Here is a 20528-nt window from a genome sequence, read left to right on the forward strand (position 1 = left end):
CCGGCCGCTGCTGCGCAACAACTCCACCGCCTCGCGCTTAAACGCCTCGGAATACGGCGGGATCTTCGGCATCAACAGACATCCTCTCGGGCTGAGCAAACTCAGCCATCAGGCGTCCACCAAACCGGGGGAACTCCAACATGCCTACGAAACGCAGTGAACCTCGATCCCGTCTCGCTGCTCGCAACAGGCCTGGATGGCAAGAAACCAGCCGACGCAAGCCCCGGCTACCGCGCTGTGACGCTCACCCGTAATAAGATCTGTCGGGTGCGTGCGCCACGGATCGCTTCCTTCGCCTGTGCTGCGGTGGTCTTGACAATGGTCGCGCCCGCCACGGCTGTCGCCGGCGATCGCGGCCGGGTGCGCAGCATGGTCCTTCCGCCCGGCCAGGTGCCGCCGGGGTTCTCGCGCCAGGTACTGCGGTCCTATACGCCCCGAGAGCTCGCCGCACAGGGGACGTGGACCCCGAAGCAGATCCGCTACTGGGGCTACACCATCGGCTGGGAGGCGCAGTATGACCGTGGCCTGGACGGCAACGATCCCGCGCAGCTCTCGTCGGACGCGGGCGGCTACGCCACGAACGCCGGCGCTCGGCGTGCGCTATCGGCCAACCGCAGCCATTGTCGTCTCGGCGCGTGGCATCCCCTGGTCGTGCGAGGTGGGATCGCGGATGGCGTTGCGGCGTGCACAGAGGTTACGAGCCTCGAGGGCTATGACGCACGCGTGTTCTTCGTCGCATGGCGAAGCGGCCGGTTCAAGGGGGCGATCACGCTGACCGGTCCCGTCGGTCGGGTGCGTGCGGCCGACGCGATCAAGCTCGCCCGCCGGCAAGCGGCCCGGATGTAGCGTCAAGGGCCGACGCAGGGCGGTCCGCCAAGGGAGGCACGACGCAATGCCGGCTGCTCACGCTCCGGTGCTCCGCCGAGGTCGATTGGATCTTCCGGGTCGGTCTCCGGGATCGCTCGCACGCGGCCGGCACCGAGGTCGATATGCCACGTCACCGGCTGCATCAGGAGCGGGGCGTTGATGGACCTGGCCTTGACGATGTAGCCGACGGTCAGCGCGATGCCGTCGTGGGTGGTGCCGCTCGGACGATGGACGGGCTCACGATTGCAGACCATCAACTCCACCGGGTATGCGAGCAGCGACGACTCGTGCTGGAACGCGTCAGCGACGGTCGTCGGCGTGCCGTACCGGAATTGACGGAGGTAGCCGGCGATGGTCTGCGCGCTGGGGGAGTACCGGGCGGTGACGATGTCGGTCACCGGTCGTCGGATCGACGCGGGCGACAGCAGCGCGGTCAAGGCGTAGCGCTTGGTCTTGGCGCTCCATCTCAGGATCAGCGGCCGCGGGAAGATCGCAATGCCGCCGATCTCCTCCCGCAGCTGCAGAAGGAGATCTGCTCCCGGCGTGTCGTCGAGGTTCCGCGGCCTCCCGGCGATGTCGATCCCGAACCGCTCTGGGGCGCGCGCCGCGAGGATGCCGAGCGCGGCGCTGGTCTTCACGGCCACCGGTGGGCTCACATAGGGCTTGGCCCGGTAGCGGAGCACCTGCCGATAGCGCGCAGAGGTTCCGATCTCGTCATAGACGCGCAGCTCGTCCGACGCCGTCGAGTTCTGGCGAACGGGGGCGAAGACATAGACCAGCGAGCGGGTGCCATCGGGACGGAGTCGCGTCTTGATGGGGTTCGGGAAGCCGCCGTCCGCGACCAGCCGCAGACCATTGCGACGCGCGCCGCTGACGATCTGCTCCTGCGAGAACGTCGCCGGTCGGTCGGGTCGGCTGAACACGGCGCGAGCCGCGAACCCGACGAGGATGCTGACCAAGGCGATCAGGGCGACCGTCGCGACGCTTGAGCGTGCCGGCGGCCAGGCGACGAGCCGATGCGAGATGTATGCGATCGCCGCTGAGGTCGAGGCGATGAAGCAGATGCGCGGCAAGAGCGGCAGCGTCACCAGCTCGGTGACGGTGATGAGCAGCGACACCCAGAAGACGAACGCCACCATCCACCGTGGAATCGGGAGATCCGCTCCGCGAGACATGCGCAGCAGCCGTCGCTCAGCGCTATCGACTACCGCCGGACCGATGCGTGGATCGGTGGTGATCTGGCGCGTCCAGCGCCCGCGGTAGTCCCCATCCCCCTCGCCCAGGTACGCGGCCTCGTCGAGCAACACGCCGGCGGTTCGCCTCCGCGCCACTGCGGTGAGGAAGTCGAGGTCGGTGGAGCGCAGTTCGGCAATCGAGCCGGTCGGCGCGTGACGGTGCCGGGTCGTCGCGACGTCCTCGGCGACCATCACATCCTGAGCCAGCAGGTGGGCCGCGTCCGGTCGAAGCATGCGAAGCGCAGCGAGTCTCAGGTGCAGCGTCGCATGGTCATCGACGTGTCCGGCGTCCGGAGGGACGCTGGCGAACGCCTTACGCACGGCGTCGATCGACGCGGTCTCGTCCAGTTGGTCCTCGGTCGGCCATAGGCCCGATCGAAAGAACTCTGCGGCCGCGCTGTCGGCGACGGTTCTGTGGGTCTCGAGCCAGCTCTTCAACGCGGTCCGTCGGGCCCGAAGGAGCGATCCGCCACGGCGGCGGTCTGCGGAACTCTACTGATCGACGGGCCGTGCTCGAGGCCATCGCGCGAGCGCACGCGTCCTGCGCCGCCGCTGGTCCGATCAGCGCGCTCGCGCACTAAGCTCCTCACGCTGCTGTGAACTCCCTTACGGATTGAGGCTTGTCGTGGCATTGAGCGCCCGCATCTACCACACGATCGCCGCGGAGCTCGAGATGAGTCCCGAAGAGGTGGTGATCGCGGCCCGAGAGGCGGGCGCGAAGACCGAGGAGGAGACGCGGCGCGCCGCACGCCTGCAGCGGCCGGACCGAGCGTCACGCATGCCGCGCGAGCGGGCGGCCACGCCACCCCGGCTGGAGCATTCGAGCGAGCTCGCAGTTCGAGGACCGGTAGGTGTCATGCGGGAAGGGGCTCTTTCAACGGCATCGGTCCGGCGCGGGTCGAGATGGGCCATCTACGGTGCCACGGCGCTCTTGGCCTTGGCGATCGGCGCAGGCGTGGCGAGGCTCGTGCCGGGTGACCGGGACGATCGGGTCCCGCGGTTGACCGGCCATTCGGCGGGGGCGCTCGGTATGGCGAATCGGGATGGGCCGGCGCACGCGCCCGGAGTCGGTGCGCGGCGATCCGCGAGAGGCGGATCGCCGTCCGGGCCGAGCTCGGCGACTGCCGGCGATCGTCGTGGCCGGGACGCCGGTTCGGAGAAGGTGGTGACGAGGGCCGATCCGCCTGCGGTGGGTGCTTCGAGGACGTCGGATGGGGGCAGCGGTCGGTCCCGTTGGTGTGGCTGCCCCGGCGTCGGCGTCGGCGGCAAGACCGGCGACAAGAAGGAGTCGCCCGATCGCGGCAGCCCGGCGGCTGATCAGGGGCCGAGCTCGGACGACCTTGATGAGGGCGCTCCGACCGGCGGCAACGCCCCCTCCGAGATGCCGACGCCAACACAGACGGAAGAAGTTCCGCAAGCGCCGGACTCGGCGACGACTGGTCCCGCCACCGGCGAATCGACCGGCAGCAGCCAGTCGACCAGCTGCGTCAACGGATCGTGCACCACGACGTCCTGCGTCAACGGCTCGTGCTCAACGACCCAGAGCGGTACGCCGGGCACAATCGATCAGGGCGCCAGCGCAGGAGCGTCAGGTAGCTCGAGCTCGCAGTCGAGCACAGGAGTCCCGAGGGCTGGCGCCCTCGCGCGGCGGGTCGATTCCGACCTTGGTGATCCAGCGGTTCGACGCACGTGCTGGTGAGAGGATCACAGCGAAGGGCCGGCGTCTGGCGAGGTGATGGCCCGGGTCCGTTGCCGACGGTGCAGTCCCGCACGGCGTCGTCGCTCGCCGAGAAAACTGCCCTTAAGTCTAGACCGCCGCTTTTGCGCCCTGCGCGATCCAATACTCTGATCGAATGTCAAATGGCGCACCGGGCCCCGGCCGCCCCGACGGTCGGTTCACGCCCTCGATCACGTTGACCTGCGATGGCCGATCGCTGACGCGTGACCAGGGGATCGTCCTGATCGGCCGGGACGAGGAGAGCGATCTGGTGCTGCCGTCGCGCCGGGCGTCCTCGCGGCACGCACTGATCGAGCTCGACGACGCGACCTGGACCATCACGGATCTGGACTCCTTGAACGGCACCTATGTCGACGGGGTCCTCGCCGAGGCGCAAGTCCCGCTCCGGAACGGGACCTGCCTGGACCTCGGGGGAGACCGCGTCGAGGTCGCGATCAGCGGGTCGTCCGCGCCGTCGCGACAGACCCTGCCCGTTCCCGTCGACGGCAGGATCGTCATTGGTCGCGATCCGTCGCTCGATGTGCCCCTGTCCAACCCCAACGTCTCTTGGCGCCACGCGGCCATCACGGCGACCGACGGCGTCCTGCAGATCCGCGATCTCGGATCACGCAACGGTACGCGGTTGAACGGAAGGCGGGTCGACGAGGCGACGATCACTCCACCGGCCGAGATCGTCATCGGGCCGTACGTCCTTGAGATCGGCGCTGATGCGCAGATGGCGCCCCCTCAGGTCACCGGAGGTCTGCGCGCCGTCGGGCTCGAGTATGACGTCGACGACCACCGTGTGAGCGTGGACCTCGCCGTCGGGAGGGGCGAGCTCGTGGCAATCATCGGCGAGAGCGGCGCGGGCAAGTCGACGCTGCTGCGCATGCTGACGGCCGACACCGTGCCGTTAGCCGGCAGGATCGAGATTGGCGGCGAGCCCTTGGAGCGCCGACGATGGGACATCGGATACGTAGCGCAGCACGACACGGTCCATCCGGCGCTCACGATCGCGGACTCGCTGCGCTGCGCGGCGCGGCTGCGTCTGCCCCGGGACCTGGGCGACGAAGAGCTCCAGCGGCGCCTCGATGCCGTAACGGACGAGCTCCGGATCGACATTCACGCCCACAAGCGCAACGACGGCATCTCGGGCGGCCAGCGCAAGCGCGTCAGCGTCGCGACCGAGCTTCTCGGAGACCCGGGAGTATTCGTCCTAGACGAGCCGACATCGGGTCTCGACCCGCTCTGGGATCAGCGAATGATGGACGTGCTGCGGCAGCGCGCCGCCCGCGGTGCGACGGTCCTGTTCGTTACCCACTCGACCCGGTGGCTGAGCACCTGCGACCGCCTCGTGGTCATGGCCGGCGACGGGCACATCGCGTTCGACGGACGGCCGGAGGATGCCCTGCGGCACTTCGGGGTGACGACCTATGAGCAGATCTACGACCGACTCGAGGAACAATCCGCCTCATCTGTGAGCGTCAGCTCGGGCGCGGCCCCGCGACAGTCCAAGGTGGGTTTGGCACCCGCCACCGGGATGCCCCTGCGCAGCGTCGTCAGTGCCGGACGAGCGCTGGTTGCCCGAGACATGCGTCTGGTCCTGGGCGACCGCACCAACGCGCTCGGGCGGATTCTGGGGGCTGCCGCCGTCGCGGCCCTCGTGGCGTTGGTCTTCGGCCGAGACGTCTTCGTGCCCGGGCCCGACAAGGTGACCAAGGGCGCCCAGCTGCTGTTCGCGATGATGTTCGTGGTCATGATGTTCGCCGTGTCGAGTGCGGCGCGCGACCTGGTCCGCGAGCGGTCCGTGTTCCTCCGGGAGCGCGCCCTCGGCGTGCCGGTCGTGGCCTATGCGGTCAGCAAGCTCGTCGTCCTCGGCGCGGTCGCCACGGTCGAGGCGACGGTCCTCTGCGGCGTGACGGTGGCCTTGGCGCCGTTGCATGCGGCGACGTTGATCTATTTGGAGATCTTCGGGGTGGTTGCCGCCACGGCCATCGTCGGCGTGGCGCTCGGCTTGGTGCTCTCGGCCTGCGCCCGCACCGAGGCGCAGGCTACGACGGTCATGAGCTTCGCCTTCGTACCGCAGCTCCTGCTCGCCGGCGCGATCGTGTCGCTGGAGCACATGAGCGCGATCAAGTGGGCGGCGCAAATCGTCCCGGTGCGCTGGGCGTATGCCGGTGCCGGCTCGGCGGTTGACCTCTACTCCCGGCACGCGCCCGGGGACGACGGCTTCCTGCGCTTCTACGGATCATCGTTCTTCTCGGTCTCGCCGCTGCGCCTCGTCCTGGTCTTTGTCGCGTTCGTCACGGGACTGGGCGTCCTGCTCGTCCTCCGACTGCGCCGGGAGTCCGGTTGAGCGCTCATTCCAGGGCTCCGGAGTTCCACAGCTTCCACAGGACGGCGATGTCATCGGTGCTCGCGGCGTCGACGTAGAGCCGACGGGCGGTGACCGTCCACTCGATGTGCGAGAGGTTTGGGGTAGTCCAGCAGAGGTACCGGCCCGCGTTCTCCTCGTGAGCGGTGAAGCGCCAGGTGGAGGTCGTCGCGGACGCGCTCTCGCAGATCCGCTTGGTGGTGGACGTCGCCTCCGTCGACGCGACACGCGCGCGCAGCCATCGGTTCATGGCGCCGACCGACGCGAAGCGCGTGTACTCGATCGACCTCAGCCCGGACCGCTGGCAGCGAAGCGCTGCCTGCGCTCCGGCCTCGACCATTCGTACGGGAACGCAGTCCTCAACCCCGGCGGGCAGGATCTTCACCAGCGAGTGCTCGCTCGCGGTGAGCACGGGAGGGGCCTCGTCACGTGGGGAGGCATAGTCCAGGGCTGCGCCGTCGCGCAGCGTGCGGCCCGAAGCCGCGTGGTCGCCGAGGTGCCGGCTCAGCAGATAGCTGCCAATAACCGCGGCGACCAGGATCGCGGCGAGGACGAGCCGTCGCGTGAGACGGGAGTCCTTCGCCGGCTCGTCTTCGCGCTCGTCGTCCTCTTCGTCCAGCAGGTCCGGAGGTGGCCACATGACGTTCGGCCCGTGGACGGCGTCCGGCGCGGGCCGGCCGCGTGGCGGGCGGCTCGGCGACTCGACCGCGAGGTCCTCCGGCGCGATGGCGCTGAGCACCCTGTACCACTCGGCGGCGATGGGTCGGTCGCTCCCGCGCGTGAAGGCGCGTCGCGTGAGGTCCGCCAGGTCGGCCGGCCAGGCGCCGCAGCCCGGATGTCCGATCGTCGCGACGTTGAACGCGCCCGGCTCCACCATCCAGCTCTCGTAGGCTCCCACACGGTCGTCCACCGTCTCGGCGCCGCCGTTCCCCGAGACGCGCTTGATCGCGAAAGGGTGGTCGAACTGGCAGGTGAGCAGGCGCACGACCTGCAGGGCGAGCGCGAAGGCGTCGGTCTGCCGGCTGCACGCGATGCCTTCGTCGTGGATGAGCTCGGGAGCCCGGCATTCGGGCGTCCCACCGATCGTCACGACGCGTTCGAGGTCGCCTGTCGGCTCCGCCCCGAAGGAGTCCACGTCGATCCAGGCCACGGCGGCATGGCGGTCGACCAGGATGTTGGCGTCGCTCAAGTCGCCGACGATGAGCCCCGTCGTGGCGAAGTACGCGACGTCATGCGCCAGCTGGCGAGCGACGGCCAGGCACCACTCCGCGGACTGGCCGAGGTCCGTCTGGCCGGCGGCGTCGAGCGTCATCCAGCCGCGCGAGGCGGCGAACTCGTGCATGAGGAACCCCACCGGCTCCTCTTTGCCAGCCACCAGCGTCCGCTTCCTGGGGCCGGCATACAGCTCATACGTCGGACGGGCGACGTTCGGAGAGTCCTCGCGCGGCGTCGCCGACGGCCCCAGCGTGCGACGCAGGTGACTGCCCAGCAGACGCAGCTCCGGCCGCCTCTTGGCGTCGTGGAACAGCTTCGCCAGCTGCCCCTCCACGCCCTCGAGGCGGAACACGGAGGCGGTCCGGCTGCTCGAGAGCTCCTCGCCCAGGACGAACTCGGAGATCCGCCCGCCGTGGACGTAGACGGAGTCACCAGGTCGCAAGGGCAACGCCGAGGTCATCGTCGGTTCTCGTCATCAGCTCATCCCAAGAGGCCAGCTCGGCGGCGGCGGCCGCGGCCGGCTTCTCCCTCCTGGCTTGGTCGACGAGCCAGGTGACCAGCTCGACCGCGACCGTGACCTGACGTACGTGGCGGCCGTGCTCGTTCTCGACCGGCCGCTCGTCGATCGTCACCGGCTCGAGGCCATCGGACGAGAGCCCCACGCCATCGATCGTCGGGTCGTAGATCGTGCACCAGCGAAGGTGGTCGATCCACGCGTCATGGCCGAGCGTCGGCACACCCTCGTTCGCGGGCGTGCCCGGCGCCCGCCCCTGATCCATGACCAGAGCGGCGGACGGCTCCTCGGCCGTGCGGGTGACGAAGGCGAAGCAGTCGCCGACAGCTCCGACGATGACGTAAGAGGGTGGCTTGGCGATCGCGAACCCGAGCGTCGTCTTGACCGAGTCCACGGGTGCTCCAGTGCGCGCCAGCTCATCGAGCCACCGCTTGCGGCCTGCCGTCAGCGCGCGGGGGACGGCGGCCGGCCTGTCGACCCCGGCAAGGTGCTCGGCCATTACCCTGGTGGCCAGACGCGCGCCGATCTCAGAGTGCTTGACCGAGCCGACGCCGTCTGCCACGACGAGTACGGCGCGGCCACCCGCCGACCATGCGGTCGCAGCGTCCTGGCACTCGTCGCCGAGGGCTTCGCGACTGCGTCGCGGGACCGTGAGGGCCAGCGTCCTCACTCAGTCGTCGTCCACGCGGCGTCCATTGCCCATGTTCCGCTCGAAGAGCTTCTGCGCGGCGATGTAGCCGTCGCCTCCGAGCGTTGCGGTCACGACCCGCATGATTTTCTGCATCGAGTGTCCGCGCAGGGGGAAGTAAGCGTCGGGCGCGAGCTGCCGCATGATCGAGTCGTCGGCGTCGCCGATGCCCAAGGCGTAGAAGAAGAAGTGCGGTCGCCGCATGTTGTCGAAGGCGTACTTCTTGAGCATGTTCGCCGCACCGACGAGGTCCTGGCCGTCGGGCTCGGGTTTGCCGTCGGTGAGGAGGTAGATCATCGGCCGGTATCTCAGGCTCAGGTCGGGGTCCTGGTCGATCTGGGCGATTCGGTTGTTCATGACCTCGACCCCGGCCTTGACCGCTGCGGCTAGCGGGGTGTACTCGCCTTCGGCGACCTCGATCTCCACGGGCTCCGCGTCGCTCAGCAGCGTGAACGGCCTGTTCTCGGTGGGGCCCACGTGCTTCCACTCGACGGCGCTGCCGCTGAACAGGCCGACGGCGACCTCGGCGGTCGGCCCGACCTTCGTGCCTCGGACGCCGTTGGTCTGGTGCGTGAGGAACTCCTTCACCGCGTCGGCGAGGGCGTCCATGCGGGTCGTCGTGACGTCGCCCCCCTCCCGTGCCTCGAGGTGGGGGGCGATCATGCTCCCCGAGCGGTCGAGCAGGAGCATGATCGGCGTGCGGTTGTAGCGGGCGGGCCCTTGGGCGAGGCGCGGTCGTGGCTCAGGCATCGAGTCCTTCCGAGGATCGTGGTTCGGTGGTGGCGCGGGAAGATGGGGTGGAGGCGTGGACCAGGGTCACCGGCTGGTCGCGCTCGATGTGCTCGCCGGAGACGGCTGTGGCGAGGACGGCTACGTGCTCGTCGAGGAGCACGTAGCCCTCGGGCTCGAGCGGCGTGAGCGTGCGCGCGGTGCGCTGCTGGAAGGCGAACGTCGCCGGGAGCGCCAGAGCGCGGACCTCCGCGGGGGCGCGGGTGGGTCGAGGCTTGGATCGCGCGGATGAGCCGTCCACCGTGGGCGATTCCGCCGCGGGCCCGGGCGCCTCGTCCTCCGACGGTGGCTTGTCGCCAGCCGGATCGTCCGGTCGCCGCCGTCGAACGAGCAGCAGCAGGGCCATGAGGGCGAGCGCCGCGCCGGCGACGGCTCCCGTCAGCCCCGCGAGGAGCCCCCGCCATGGATACGATGGCTCCGTTATCCGTCCGCCGGCGTTCGTGGCGGGTGCGGGAGCGGGAGCGGTCGCGGTCTTCGTGGAGCCGGTCGTCGTGGTCCCCTTGTGCTTCGGCCGGCACACGCGAACCTCGATCGGCAGCGTGATCGCGCTCAGCCCCGGGTTGAGCCGCTCGAGCGTCGTCGATGTCGTTCCAATGCCCTTGGCGATTGAAGAGATCGCTCGGGAGCGGGTCAACAAGAACGACTCCGCACCGCCGGGGCACGTGCGCGCGGAGCGCTGCTGGGTGACTGGAGGTGATGCGGACGTGGGGCCACTCGTGGACCCGGGACGGGTCACGCTGCTCGGCTGGGCCTGGCTCAACGTTTGCCCTAATGCAGTGGGTTCGCGGGCGAGCAGCAGCATTAGGGCAGCGCAGGCGAACAGCACGTTCATCGAGAAAGATGTCCTTCGAAGGACCATCCTTCGGGACTATAAGCTCTGTAGCCCTAACCGTTAGGAGGGGCTTTGCGGCTGCGCGTCAAGCGCTGGGCGTTTACGCCGCTGTGGTCTCGTCCTCCCGCGTGCCGGCCAACTAAGCAGACCAGCGCCTAGCCGCGACTAGGGCGAGCCCTATCTGTAACTCGAGCGGCGTTCCGCTTGCGGTCCCAATTTGCGGTCCAAATTGAGCGACACCCACAGCAACTCGCAGATCACGACCCTTACAAACAAAGGGAATCCGCCTGAGCGAAACCCCCTTGCCCTGGCTGGGGGCCGGGCGGTCGCAGGTTCAAATCCTGTCTCCCCGATGAAGGACCCCGGAGGGACGGGAGGACGATGAAGGATCATGTCAGCGGTTAGGGTTGCTCCCCGATGACCGACGCCCCGCCGAAGACCGTCGTCTTCCTCCACGGCATCCGCGACGACGACCCCGAGGGGCGCTGGCTCGAGGCGCTGGACGGCAGCCTCGCGCGCATCGGGCGAGGGAGCCTGCGAGGCGCCGGCTTCGTCTCCATCGGGCCCTCTTGGCTAGAGCATCTCGCGGGTCCCGAGCCGGAGGTCGATCCCGGGTCGGCGCCGCTGACCTACGTGCGCGGTACCGACGAGCAGCATCGTGCGGCGGCCGCTGAGTATTACCTGCGCACGAGCGCGTTGGAGCGCACGATCGCCGCGACTGGCGTGGGCGCGGCCGGCGTGCTTCGCGCGATGCCCGAGGAGGCGCACGAGATCGCAGGCGGGCTCGTGGCCGGCCAGGTCCTGTCGGAGGTCGAGGCGTACTGCGCCAGCTCGGCTCGGCGGAACGCATGCCTGCGCGCCGTGCTGCCCGAGCTTCCGGATCGCGGGGAGGTGGTCCTGATCGCGCACAGCCTCGGCTCGGTGCTGGCCGCTGACCTCGTGTACGCGCTTCCTCCGCAGATCGAGCTCCGACTGCTGCTCTCGGTCGGCAGCCCGCTGTCCTTGCGCCGGTTGCGCGAGCACCTGCGTCGGGCGCGAGACCAGTTCCCGTTCGAGCGGGTCGGGGCGTGGGTCAACGTCGTGGGCACGAACGACCCGATCACGGGCGGCCGCGGAGTGGGGCAGGTCCTGCCCGAGGTGCTCGACACCTACATCTCGACGCCGCTATCGCGCGACAAGGTCCATGCCGCCACGAGCTATCTGGACCACGAGGTCGTCGCCCGGGCGGTCAACTGGCTCTTCGACGAGGACGCTCGCTGCGTCAATCCGGGAACGGCCACCGACGTCAGGCTCTCGGCTGGAGCCCGGAACGTCCTGGCGCTCACGCAGTACGCGTTGCGGCTTGAGCAGGCCATGCCGATGGGCGACGCGCGCATCCGCTTTGGGCAGGCTCGGCGACTGCTCCTCTCCGAGACCGCGGACCGTCTGCGCGAGCATCCGGACGATGCCGCCGTCGCCGCGCGGCTCAGCCACGACAACTCCGACCTCCTTCGCGGCACGTTCACCCCCGACGAGGCCACGGAGATGCTCCTGGCGATGGCGATGGGGAACCCCGTCGCGCCGTACGCGATCAGCTACGGGGACGAGGCCGAACGCAGCGCCCTTCGCGCGTTCGCCCATGATCTCGGGCACCTCGCCTCCCGCGCCGACTGCGTCCTGGGTGCGGAGCACGAGGCTCGGGACGATCACCGGGCTCCCGTCGCCTGGCGCCGGCGCGCAGCGGTGTTGGCCGGTGTGGCGACCGTCGTGGTAGCGCCATACCTCGCCCTCGCGGCCGCTCCGGCCGGGCTGGCCGGCGGCGCGGGGATCGTCGCGGGCCTCGCCGCGCTGGGACCCGGAGGCATGATCGGCGGGATCGGCACGATCAGCCTGCTCAGCAGCTTGAGCGGAGCGGCCGTCCTCCGCGGCCTCATCGCGGGATCGGCGGAGGCGGTGGAGCAACGGGTCATCTTCCTCCAGGGCCTCGCCTACGCCGGCCGGGACCTCCATGAGCACTCGCTGGGTCGGCGCGTGTGGCCCATGCTGCTGGAGATGGAGGCCACGTTGACCGCCGAACATGCGCGTCTGGCCGAGTTCAGCGACGAGCGTGCCGTGGTCCTGAGGGAGCTGCAGACCAAGTGCGCGTCGGTCAGGCGTGCTCTGGACACCTTGGCCCGCAAGGGACTCGGGCCGGCGGTGCTGGACGGCGGCGAGGCCGCTCTTCCCCGCGGCTGACCGGCCTGCACGGCGCCGCGCCCAGGGGCGGGCGCGCGTCGCGATCACCGAAGGGGTCGGTGTCACACGAACTGCGCCGCCGCGTAGCCCGACGCCCAGGCCCACTGGAAGTTGAAGCCGCCCAAGTGGCCGGTGACGTCCAGGACCTCGCCGATGAAGTACAGGCCCGGGCTCTTGCGCGACTCCATCGTCTTGGACGAGATGTCGCGGGTGTCGACGCCGCCGAGGGTGACCTCGGCGGTGCGGTAGCCCTCGGTGCCGGCCGGCACCACCTGCCAGGCGCCGAGCTTGCCGGCGATGTCGCGCAGCTCGGCCGGGGTGTACTGCTTCAGCGGCTTGGATGCGAACCAGCTGTCGGCCAGAAGCGTCGCCATCTTCTTGGTGAAGACCTCGCCCAGCAGGGTCTTCAGCTCGCTGTTGGGGCGCGCGGACTGCTGGCCTTGCAGCCACTCCAGGGCGTCGTCATCGGGCAGCAGGTTGATCTCCACGGCATCGCCGGGGCGCCAGAACGAGGAGATCTGCAGGATCGCCGGGCCGCTGAGGCCGCGGTGGGTGAACAGGATGCTCTCGCGGAAGCTCTGACCGTTGCAGCTGACCTGGCAGGCCACCGACGTGCCCGACAGCTCGGTGCACAGCTCCTTGAGCCGGCCGTCGGTGGTAAACGGCACCAGGCCGGCGCGGGTGGCTAGCACGGTGTGGCCGAACTGGCGAGCGATCTCGTAGCCGAAGCCGGTGGCGCCGAGCGTCGGGATCGACAGGCCGCCGGTGGCGATCACCAGCGACGGCGAGGCGATAGGGCCCAGGTCGGTGCTCAGCAGGTAACCGGCCTCGGTCTTCTCGATCTGGTGCACCGTAGTGTTCAGGTGCAGCTCGACGCCAGCTCGTCGGCATTCCTCCAAGAGCATGTTGAGGATGTCCTTGGACTTGTTGTCGCAGAACAGCTGGCCGAGCTTCTTCTCGTGGTAGGGCACGCCGTGCTTGCTGACCAGGGCGATGAAGTCCCACGGGGTGTAGCGGGCCAGGGCCGATTTGCAGAAGTGCGGGTTCTGCGAGAAGAAGTTGGCCGGGTCCGTGTACATGTTGGTGAAGTTGCAGCGGCCACCGCCGGACATGAGGATCTTCTTGCCCGCCTTGTTGGAGTGGTCGATGAGCAGCACGTGGCGGCCGCGCGCGGCGGCGGTCAGGGCACACATCAGGCCGGCGGCACCTGCGCCGATGATCACCACGTCGGTAGAACGCACAACACATCCTCAAGCACAACGAACTTCGGGATCATGTCGAGAAGGGCCGACCGGCTCCGCTCATCATGTGAGAGGCCGCGAGCGGCGCGGCCACGACACTAGGAGATCAAGCTCATGACCGTCCTGCGCCTGGAGCACATCGGCATCGTCGTGGACGACCTCGCGGCGGCGACCGCGTTCTTCGTCGCACTCGGGCTCGAGCTGGAGGGCGAGACGTCCGTCGAGGGCGACTTGGTGGACCGCATCAACGGGCTCGAGGGCGTGCGGGCCGACATCGTGATCCTGCGGACCCCAGATGGCAACGGCAAGGTGGAGCTCGCTAAGTACCGCTCGCCCTCCTACGAAGGTGATACCGGGCCGGCGCCGGCCAACGCGCCGGCCAACGCGCCGGGCATCCGCCACATCCTCTTCGTCGTCGACGACATCGAGTCATCTCTTGCCGACCTCCGAGCGCATGGCGGCGAACTGGTCGGCGAGTTGGTGAACTACGAGAACAGCTACAAGCTCTGCTACGTGCGCGGCCCGGCGGGGATCATCGTCGAGCTGGCGGAGAAGATCAGCTGATGGGCGTCATCTGCCAGTGAGCGGTGGCGCGGCGGGCAGCTGCACCGTCACGCAGAGCCCCCCACCGGCCCTGGGGGCAAGCGTCAGCGTTCCCTCGTGCGCCTGAACAATGCTCTTGACAATCGCCAGCCCGAGACCGACGCCCGCGTGGTCGGTGCGTATGCGTTCCGAGCCACGGCGAAACGGCTCGGCGAGCGTGGCGACCAGCTGTGGGGTGAGCTTCTCGCCGGTGTTCTCGACGGTGAGCACCACGCTCTTGGGGTGAGCGTGGGTCGCGACCCACACGGTGCCCTGGTCGGGCAGGTTGTGGACGATCGCGTTGTGCACGAGGTTGGTCGCCATCTGCAGCAGGAGCGCGGGTGAGCCGATGGCGGGGGTCGCGTCGCCGGAGGTCTCGATGGTGGTGCCGCGTTGCTCTGCGAAGGGCAGGAGCGTCTCGGTGGTCTCTTCGGCGATGAGCGACAGGTCGACGTGTTCGGGGACGAAGGACCGCTGGTCAGCGCGGCTGAGCAGGAGCAGCGCTTCGGTGAGGTCGATCGCTCGGGCGTTGACGGCGTGGAGGCGCTCGACGAGCTCGCCGTTGTCGCGGTTGGGATCCTTGCGGGCCACGTCGAGCAGTGTTTGCGTGACCGCCAGCGGCGTGCGGAGCTCGTGGGAGGCATTGGCGGCGAATCGCTGATGTTCGGCGACGTGTGCTTCGAGCCGCGCGAGCATGGTGTCGAAGGCGTCGGAGAGCTCGCGGAACTCATCGCTGCGGCCCTGCAGCCGGATACGGTGGGAGAGCGATCCGGTTGCGGCCAGACGTGTCGCGTCGGCGATGCGAGCCAGCGGGGCGAGCATCTGGCCGGCGAGGAGCCACCCTCCCAGGAGACCGAACACCAGCAGGAACGCCAGCGCGATGGCGACCTTTGGTGCGAACGCGCGCTGGAGGTCGGAGCGGGAGGGAGAGGGGCTGGGGATGAAGCCGTCGGGTCCCACCAGGACCGTGTGGTCGGGGACGTAGCGCAGGAGGAACACCCACACGACGGCGAGCAGCAGGACGCCGGCGAGCATGAGGAACCCGGCGTAGCTGAGGGTGAGCTTGAGGCGAACGCTCAAACCAGGGGCTCTATCCACGGTCTTCTCCCTCGGGCCTGGCGTCTGGTTGCGTGCTGATGCGGTAGCCGGCGCCCGACACGGTGGCGATGACCCAGGGCTCGCCGAGCCGTTTGCGCAGTGCCGAGACGGTGATGCGCACCGCATTGGTGAACGGGTCCGCGTTCTGATCCCACGCCCGTTTCAGGAGCTCTTCGGCGCTGACGACGCCGCCTTCGGCAGCGACGAGGACCTCGAGCACGGCGAACTGCTTTCTGGTCAGCGCGACGTAGCGGTCGTCGCGATAGACCTCTCGGCGGAACGGATCCAGGCGCAGACCGGCGATCTCTTGCACGGGCGGCCTGTTGTGTGCACGTCGGCGGTCGAGCGCCCTGAGCCGGAGCACGAGCTCCTGGAGCTCGAAGGGCTTGGTGAGGTAGTCGTCGGCGCCGAGCCCGAACCCGGTCGTCTTGTCGTCGAGCCGGTCGGCAGCGGTGAGCATGAGGATCGGCATGCCGCTGCCGGAGGCGACGATGCGCTTGGCGATCTCGTCACCGGAGGGGCCGGGGATGTCGCGGTCGAGGACGGCGATGTCATAGGTGTTGACCGCCAGCAGCTCCATGGCGGTGTCGCCGTCACCGGCGATGTCGGCCGCGATCGCTTCCAGCCGGAGGCCATCGCGGATGGCCTCCGCCATATAGGGCTCGTCCTCGACGAGCAACACGCGCATGCTCTGAGGCTACGAGCTGGCGCATATCGTCGGCGTATCGAAAATCGCATACGTGCCGGCAACACCGCGCTGCCTTCAATGGCGGCGTGACCCCCAGCAGGCCGGCACGAGCGACGAGCCAGCGGACCCGGATGCGCCGGCGTGGCGCCGCTGGCGCGGTCGTCGCCATCGTGGCGATCGCCGCAGCTCTCGGCTCCAAGTCGCTGGAGTCGTCGTCCTCGACGACGACGCCGTCGTCTTTCACGGCGCGCTCGGCCGCCGCGATGCCCTCGGCCGCCGCGATGCCCTCGCGCGCCGCGCCGCGCGCGCCCTCGGCGGCCGCCCCTCCCGTCGACCGCTCTCGCCACGAGCAGCGAGATGCGCTGGGGGAGGCCGGCGGTGCCGTTCCCGACGACGTGACGGTGTTCGATGACGCGATCCCGGGCGTGGCCAAGCTGGATCCCGCGCTCCTCGGTGCTTTGCGCCGAGCGGCCGCCGATGCCAAGGCTGACGGCGTCGCGTTCGTCGTCGACAGCGGTTGGCGTTCCCCGGAGTACCAGGAGCGCCTGCTCCAGGATGCGATCGCGAAGTACGGCTCAGAGGCGGAAGCCTCCCGGTGGGTGGCCACCCCCAGCACGTCTGCGCACGTGTCGGGGCACGCGGTTGACCTCGGGCGCGACGGCGCGGCGTGGCTGTCCGAGCACGGCGCCGCATACGGGTTGTGCCAGGTCTACGGCAACGAGCCCTGGCACTACGAGCTGCGCCCCGACGCTGTCAATCACGGTTGCCCTCCTACGTACTCCGACCCCACGCAGGATCCAAGGATGCAGCGGTGATGAGCGAGCGTCCGCAACGAACAGCAGTCAACGCGACTTCACGTATATGGAGCAAATATGAGCAGTAGACGACGATCGTTGGCCGCCCTCGGGCTGGTCGCCCTAACCAGCCTGATCAGCGCGGGCTGTGGTTCGAACGCACCTTCCGAGATCGGCACCACCAGCAGCTCCGGCACCGCGACCACCGCCCGCGAGAAGGCGGTGAAGTTCGCGGAGTGCGTGCGTGACAACGGTGTCAGCGCGTTCCCGGACCCGGACGCGTCGGGCGAGTTGACCATCGATGGGGTGGCAAATGGCTCGTCCCTGGACACGAACAGCGCGGTGTTCAAGAAGGCCATCGGCGTGTGCAAGGACCTGGAGCCACCAGGGTTCACGGGCCGTAAGCGGAGCGCCCGCGAGCAGGACAGTGCCCTCAGGTTCGCCCAGTGCGTTCGCGACAACGGCGTCAAGGACTTTCCGGACCCCGCCAAGGGCGAGCCCCTCGTCGACACGAGGCGCATCCCATCTACCGACCGCAGCGGTGGCATGAGCGTGCTCAACGCCGCGATGCAGAAGTGCCGCGGCGTCATGGGAGAGGCAGTGACGGGCCCGTGAAGCGCAAGACGTGGGTGCTGGCCGCCGCGGCCGTCCTCATCGCCCTGACTGTCACTGGCGGTGCGGTCGCGCTTTCCGGCCGTGATCACACCACCTCGGCCCCACAGGCGTCGCCGGTGAGCACCGCGCAGGTGAAACGCGGGAGGCTCTCGGCCGCCGTCTCCCAGGACGGGACCCTGACCTACCGGGCGCGACCGGACGGCTCCCCGTATGTCGTGATCAATCAGGATAACAGCGTATACACCAAGCTGCCCGAGACCGGGGACAAGGTCGACTGCGGCGGCGTGCTCTATCGGGTCGACGACAAGCCGGTGCTGCTGTTGTGCGGCACGGTCCCGGCCTACCGCGCGCTCCAGATCGGCGATACGGGCCAGGACGTCCGGCAGCTCAACCGCAACCTGCACGTGCGCGGCGCCGGTGAAGCGTTCACCACGGAGACCGAGAAGGCGCTCGAGGCGTTCCAGCGCCAAAGGGGCGCTCACGTGGACGGCTCGCTCGTTCTGGGCGACGCGGTCTTCCTGCCCGAACCGGTGCGGATCGCCAAGGTCAGCGGTCAGCCCGGTGGGGCCGCCCGGCGGGGTGCGCAAGTCCTGAGCGTCACGTCCGACGCGCTGCACGTGCAGGTCGATCTCGATCCGTCACAGCAGGGTCAGGTCAAGAGGGGCGATCGGGCGCAGATCACGCTGCCGGGCAACACGACGGTCACGGGCAGGGTCGTCGGCTTCGGACGGGTCGCCCAAGCCCCGGCTAGACAGGACGGCAGCGCCGCGGACGCGACCATCCCCACCTCCATCAGCCTCGATAAGCCACGCAAGGCACGCGGGCTCGACCGCGCCCCGGTTCAGGTCAAGATCACCACCAAGGGCGTGGACGACGCCCTGAGCGTTCCGGTCACGGCGCTGGTCGGCAAATCCGGCGGCGGGTTCGCGGTCGAGGTGGTGCGCGCCGGGGAGCGACGCGCGTTGGTCGCGGTGAAAGTCGGCTTGTTCGACACCGCCGGCGGGCGCGTCCAGGTCGAGGGCGACCTGCGCGAAGGCGACCGCGTGATGGTGCCGTCGCTGTGAGCGGCGAAGCGGTTCTGGAACTGGACGCCGTGACCAAGGTCTACGGTGAGCAGCCGCCCGTGCTCGCCCTGCGCAGGGTGTCGTTCTCCGTGCAGCGCGGTGAACTGGTGGCGATCGTCGGGCCGTCCGGGTCGGGCAAGTCCACGCTCCTGCACATCATGGGAACACTCGAGCGACCCAGTAGCGGCGTTGTCCGGATCGGTGGCGTTGACGCGGCGCGGCTGAGCGACCGGGAGCTTTCGCAGCTGCGGGCGCGGCAGATCGGCTTCGTCTTCCAGCAGTTCTTCCTGGCCGAACACGCCACGGCGCGGGAGAACGTGGCCGACGGGTTGCTCTACGCCGGCGTGTCGGCTGCCGAGCGGCACCGGCGCGCGGATGAGGCGCTCGAACGCGTCGGCCTCGCCGCGCGCTCGACCTTCAAGCCCACCAAGCTCTCCGGAGGCGAGCGCCAGCGGGTTGCGATCGCCCGGGCCCTCGTCGGTCGTCCCGCGATCGTGCTCGCCGACGAGCCGACCGGCAACCTCGACAGCACCACCGGCGCGTCGATCATGGAGCTCATCCGCGAGCTCAACGCCGGCGGCGCCACGATCATCATGATCACGCACGACGCGGGCCTCGCCGATCAGCTGCCGCGCCAGATCCGGATGCTCGACGGCCAAGTGGTCTCCGACGTCGAGGCCACGGCATGAGCGCGACGGCCGGACGGTTGGCGCTGCGGGACGGGCTGCGGGTTGCCAGCGTCGGGCTGCGCGCCCGGCCGCTGCGCGCCGCGCTGTCGGCGCTCGGGATCGCGATTGGCACGGCGGCGATCGTGGCGGTCCTCGGGTTGTCAGCGTCCTCACAGGCCGGGCTCCTTGCGGAGATCGACCGGCTCGGCACGAACCTGCTGACCGTCGAGGCCGGACAGAGCCTCACCGGGGGGCCGGCGAAGCTGCCTCTCGAAGCGCCCGGGCGGATCACGCTGCTAGACGACGTCCAGCTGCTGGCGCACACCGGCCTGCTGAAGGACGAGAAGGTCTACCGCAACGCGATGATCCCGGTGGGAGCGACCGGTGGCCTTCAGGTGCGGGCCACCAGCCTGAACCTCCTATCGGTGCTCAACACCGGCATCGCCCGCGGCGCGTGGCTCAACGCGGGCACGGCGCGCGAGCCGGTCGCGGTGCTCGGCTCGGCTGCCGCGCAGCAGCTGGGCATCGACCGCGTCTATCCCGATCAGCGGATCTGGCTGGGCGGCCAGTGGTTCAACGTCGCGGGCATCCTGAAGTCCTCGCAGCTGGCGACCGACATCGACGCCAGCGCCCTGGTCGGCTACCCGGCCGCCCAGACCTATCTCGGCTACCTCGGCATCGTTGGCGGCGCGGGGCGGGCCGGTCCACCGAGCTCGATCTACGTGCGCACCGCAACCGGTCACGAGGCAGAAGTGCAGTCGCTGCTCGCGCAGACCGCCAACCCCGAGGCGCCCAACGAGGTGAACGTCAGCCAGCCCTCCGACGTGCTCACCGCTCGAGCCGCCGCGGCCGGAGCGTTCGACAGCCTCTTCCTCGGACTCGGCGTCGTGGCGCTGATCGTCGGCGCCGTCGGCGTCGCCAACATCATGATCATCTCGGTGCTCGAACGCCGCTCGGAGATCGGCCTGCGCCGCGCCCTCGGCGCGACCAAGAGCCAGATCCGGACGCAGTTTCTCGCTGAGTCGATCCTGCTCGCCGTCATCGGCGGCATCGTCGGGGTGCTGGCCGGCGTCGCGGCAACAGCCGTGTACGCCAGCTCAAAGAGCTGGGCCGTCGTGATCCCCAGCGAGGCGTGGTCGGGCGGCATCGCCTCGGCCATCCTGATCGGCGCGTTCGCCGGCCTGATGCCGGCCGTGCGCGCGTCACGAATGCCCCCGACCGTGGCATTGCGGACCGCATGAGCGGGAGAGGGGACGTCCTTCACGTCTTGTCCCGACTGCGTGAAGTGCTCGCCGCGCCCGCAATAGTTGATTGTCCCTAGCGACTCTGGTTG

General features: G+C 69.4%; 17 protein-coding genes. 9 read left to right on the forward strand and 8 right to left on the reverse strand.

Annotated features, from left to right (window positions below):
* The first annotated feature begins 156 nt into the window (after positions 1–156).
* Positions 157–846: a hypothetical protein gene (locus tag VGO10_RS07500; protein ID WP_327466786.1), complete on the forward strand. Its 690-nt coding sequence runs from the start codon at positions 157–159 to the stop codon at positions 844–846.
* Positions 847–848: 2 nt separating this feature from the next.
* Here the strand turns inward: VGO10_RS07500 and VGO10_RS07505 are convergent, their stop codons facing one another.
* Positions 849–2336 (reverse strand): hypothetical protein, encoded by a 1488-nt coding sequence (locus VGO10_RS07505; RefSeq protein ID WP_327466788.1) that lies wholly within the window; start codon positions 2334–2336, stop codon positions 849–851.
* Between the two features lie 1619 nt (positions 2337–3955).
* Between VGO10_RS07505 and VGO10_RS07510 the strand changes: the two genes are divergently transcribed.
* A complete protein-coding gene (locus VGO10_RS07510) occupies positions 3956–6175 on the forward strand; it encodes an FHA domain-containing protein (RefSeq protein WP_327466790.1) in 2220 nt (739 codons plus the stop codon).
* Between the two features lie 4 nt (positions 6176–6179).
* Here VGO10_RS07510 and VGO10_RS07515 read toward each other — a convergent pair whose 3' ends face one another.
* Genes VGO10_RS07515 through VGO10_RS07530 form a run of 4 tightly spaced genes read right to left on the reverse strand, consistent with a single transcriptional unit; the run spans position 6180 to position 10033 of the window.
* A complete protein-coding gene (locus tag VGO10_RS07515) occupies positions 6180–7856 on the reverse strand; it encodes a hypothetical protein (RefSeq protein WP_327466791.1) in 1677 nt (558 codons plus the stop codon).
* Positions 7837–8592 (reverse strand): protein phosphatase 2C domain-containing protein, encoded by a 756-nt coding sequence (locus VGO10_RS07520; RefSeq protein WP_327466793.1) that lies wholly within the window; start codon positions 8590–8592, stop codon positions 7837–7839. The genes VGO10_RS07515 and VGO10_RS07520 overlap by 20 nt, the downstream gene beginning before the upstream one ends.
* A complete protein-coding gene (locus VGO10_RS07525; protein WP_327466795.1) occupies positions 8593–9360 on the reverse strand; it encodes a vWA domain-containing protein in 768 nt (255 codons plus the stop codon).
* Complete coding sequence (locus VGO10_RS07530) at positions 9353–10033, reverse strand: hypothetical protein (RefSeq protein ID WP_327466797.1); 681 nt, start codon at positions 10031–10033, stop codon at positions 9353–9355. The genes VGO10_RS07525 and VGO10_RS07530 overlap by 8 nt, the downstream gene beginning before the upstream one ends.
* A gap of 615 nt (positions 10034–10648) precedes the next feature.
* Between VGO10_RS07530 and VGO10_RS07535 the strand changes: the two genes are divergently transcribed.
* Positions 10649–12445 carry a hypothetical protein gene (locus tag VGO10_RS07535; RefSeq protein WP_327466799.1) on the forward strand — a complete coding sequence of 599 codons (1797 nt, stop codon included), beginning with the start codon at positions 10649–10651 and terminating at the stop codon, positions 12443–12445.
* Between the two features lie 62 nt (positions 12446–12507).
* Here VGO10_RS07535 and VGO10_RS07540 read toward each other — a convergent pair whose 3' ends face one another.
* Positions 12508–13686 carry an NAD(P)/FAD-dependent oxidoreductase gene (locus VGO10_RS07540; RefSeq protein ID WP_327466801.1) on the reverse strand — a complete coding sequence of 393 codons (1179 nt, stop codon included), beginning with the start codon at positions 13684–13686 and terminating at the stop codon, positions 12508–12510.
* Between the two features lie 114 nt (positions 13687–13800).
* On the opposite strand from VGO10_RS07540, the gene VGO10_RS07545 reads away from it, so the two are divergent.
* The gene (locus VGO10_RS07545; protein WP_327466803.1) at positions 13801–14250 is read left to right on the forward strand and encodes a VOC family protein; all 450 of its coding nucleotides are present in this window, start codon (positions 13801–13803) and stop codon (positions 14248–14250) included.
* 6 nt (positions 14251–14256) lie between these two features.
* Here VGO10_RS07545 and VGO10_RS07550 read toward each other — a convergent pair whose 3' ends face one another.
* Together VGO10_RS07550 and VGO10_RS07555 are read right to left on the reverse strand one after the other, a co-directional pair.
* Positions 14257–15366, reverse strand: a complete 1110-nt coding sequence (locus tag VGO10_RS07550) for a HAMP domain-containing sensor histidine kinase (RefSeq protein WP_349258928.1) — start codon at positions 15364–15366, stop codon at positions 14257–14259.
* Entirely contained in the window at positions 15359–16054 is a 696-nt protein-coding gene (locus VGO10_RS07555) for a response regulator transcription factor (protein WP_327466807.1), read from the reverse strand. The genes VGO10_RS07550 and VGO10_RS07555 overlap by 8 nt, the downstream gene beginning before the upstream one ends.
* Before the next feature lie 131 nt (positions 16055–16185).
* Here VGO10_RS07555 and VGO10_RS07560 point away from each other — a divergent pair, with 131 nt between their 5' ends.
* The 5 genes from VGO10_RS07560 (at position 16186) to VGO10_RS07580 (ending at position 20436) form a co-directional block, all read left to right on the forward strand.
* Complete coding sequence (locus VGO10_RS07560) at positions 16186–16869, forward strand: M15 family metallopeptidase (RefSeq protein ID WP_349258930.1); 684 nt, start codon at positions 16186–16188, stop codon at positions 16867–16869.
* Positions 16870–16947: 78 nt separating this feature from the next.
* Entirely contained in the window at positions 16948–17463 is a 516-nt protein-coding gene (locus VGO10_RS07565; protein WP_327466811.1) for a hypothetical protein, read from the forward strand.
* Complete coding sequence (locus tag VGO10_RS07570) at positions 17460–18527, forward strand: HlyD family efflux transporter periplasmic adaptor subunit (RefSeq protein ID WP_327466813.1); 1068 nt, start codon at positions 17460–17462, stop codon at positions 18525–18527. Before VGO10_RS07565 ends, VGO10_RS07570 begins: the two co-directional genes overlap by 4 nt.
* 29 nt (positions 18528–18556) lie before the next feature.
* Positions 18557–19216: an ABC transporter ATP-binding protein gene (locus tag VGO10_RS07575; protein ID WP_327466815.1), complete on the forward strand. Its 660-nt coding sequence runs from the start codon at positions 18557–18559 to the stop codon at positions 19214–19216.
* Positions 19213–20436: an ABC transporter permease gene (locus tag VGO10_RS07580; protein ID WP_327466817.1), complete on the forward strand. Its 1224-nt coding sequence runs from the start codon at positions 19213–19215 to the stop codon at positions 20434–20436. The genes VGO10_RS07575 and VGO10_RS07580 overlap by 4 nt, the downstream gene beginning before the upstream one ends.
* The last annotated feature ends 92 nt before the right edge of the window (positions 20437–20528 follow it).

Origin of the sequence: Baekduia sp. (assembly GCF_035996765.1) — a bacterium.
In the GTDB taxonomy this organism is placed as follows: Bacteria; Actinomycetota; Thermoleophilia; order Solirubrobacterales; family Solirubrobacteraceae; genus Baekduia.

Bases quoted from the DNA above. Each gene is read 5' to 3' on its own strand.
- VGO10_RS07505 (WP_327466788.1), bottom strand. From the start codon at position 2,336: ATGCTTCGACCGGACGCGGCCCACCTGCTGGCTCAGGATGTGATGGTC.
- VGO10_RS07510 (WP_327466790.1), top strand. From the start codon at position 3,956: ATGTCAAATGGCGCACCGGGCCCCGGCCGCCCCGACGGTCGGTTCACG.
- VGO10_RS07525 (WP_327466795.1), bottom strand. From the start codon at position 9,360: ATGCCTGAGCCACGACCGCGCCTCGCCCAAGGGCCCGCCCGCTACAAC.
- VGO10_RS07535 (WP_327466799.1), top strand. From the start codon at position 10,649: ATGACCGACGCCCCGCCGAAGACCGTCGTCTTCCTCCACGGCATCCGC.
- VGO10_RS07545 (WP_327466803.1), top strand. From the start codon at position 13,801: ATGACCGTCCTGCGCCTGGAGCACATCGGCATCGTCGTGGACGACCTC.
- VGO10_RS07555 (WP_327466807.1), bottom strand. From the start codon at position 16,054: ATGCGCGTGTTGCTCGTCGAGGACGAGCCCTATATGGCGGAGGCCATC.
- VGO10_RS07560 (WP_349258930.1), top strand. From the start codon at position 16,186: ATGCGCCGGCGTGGCGCCGCTGGCGCGGTCGTCGCCATCGTGGCGATC.
- VGO10_RS07580 (WP_327466817.1), top strand. From the start codon at position 19,213: ATGAGCGCGACGGCCGGACGGTTGGCGCTGCGGGACGGGCTGCGGGTT.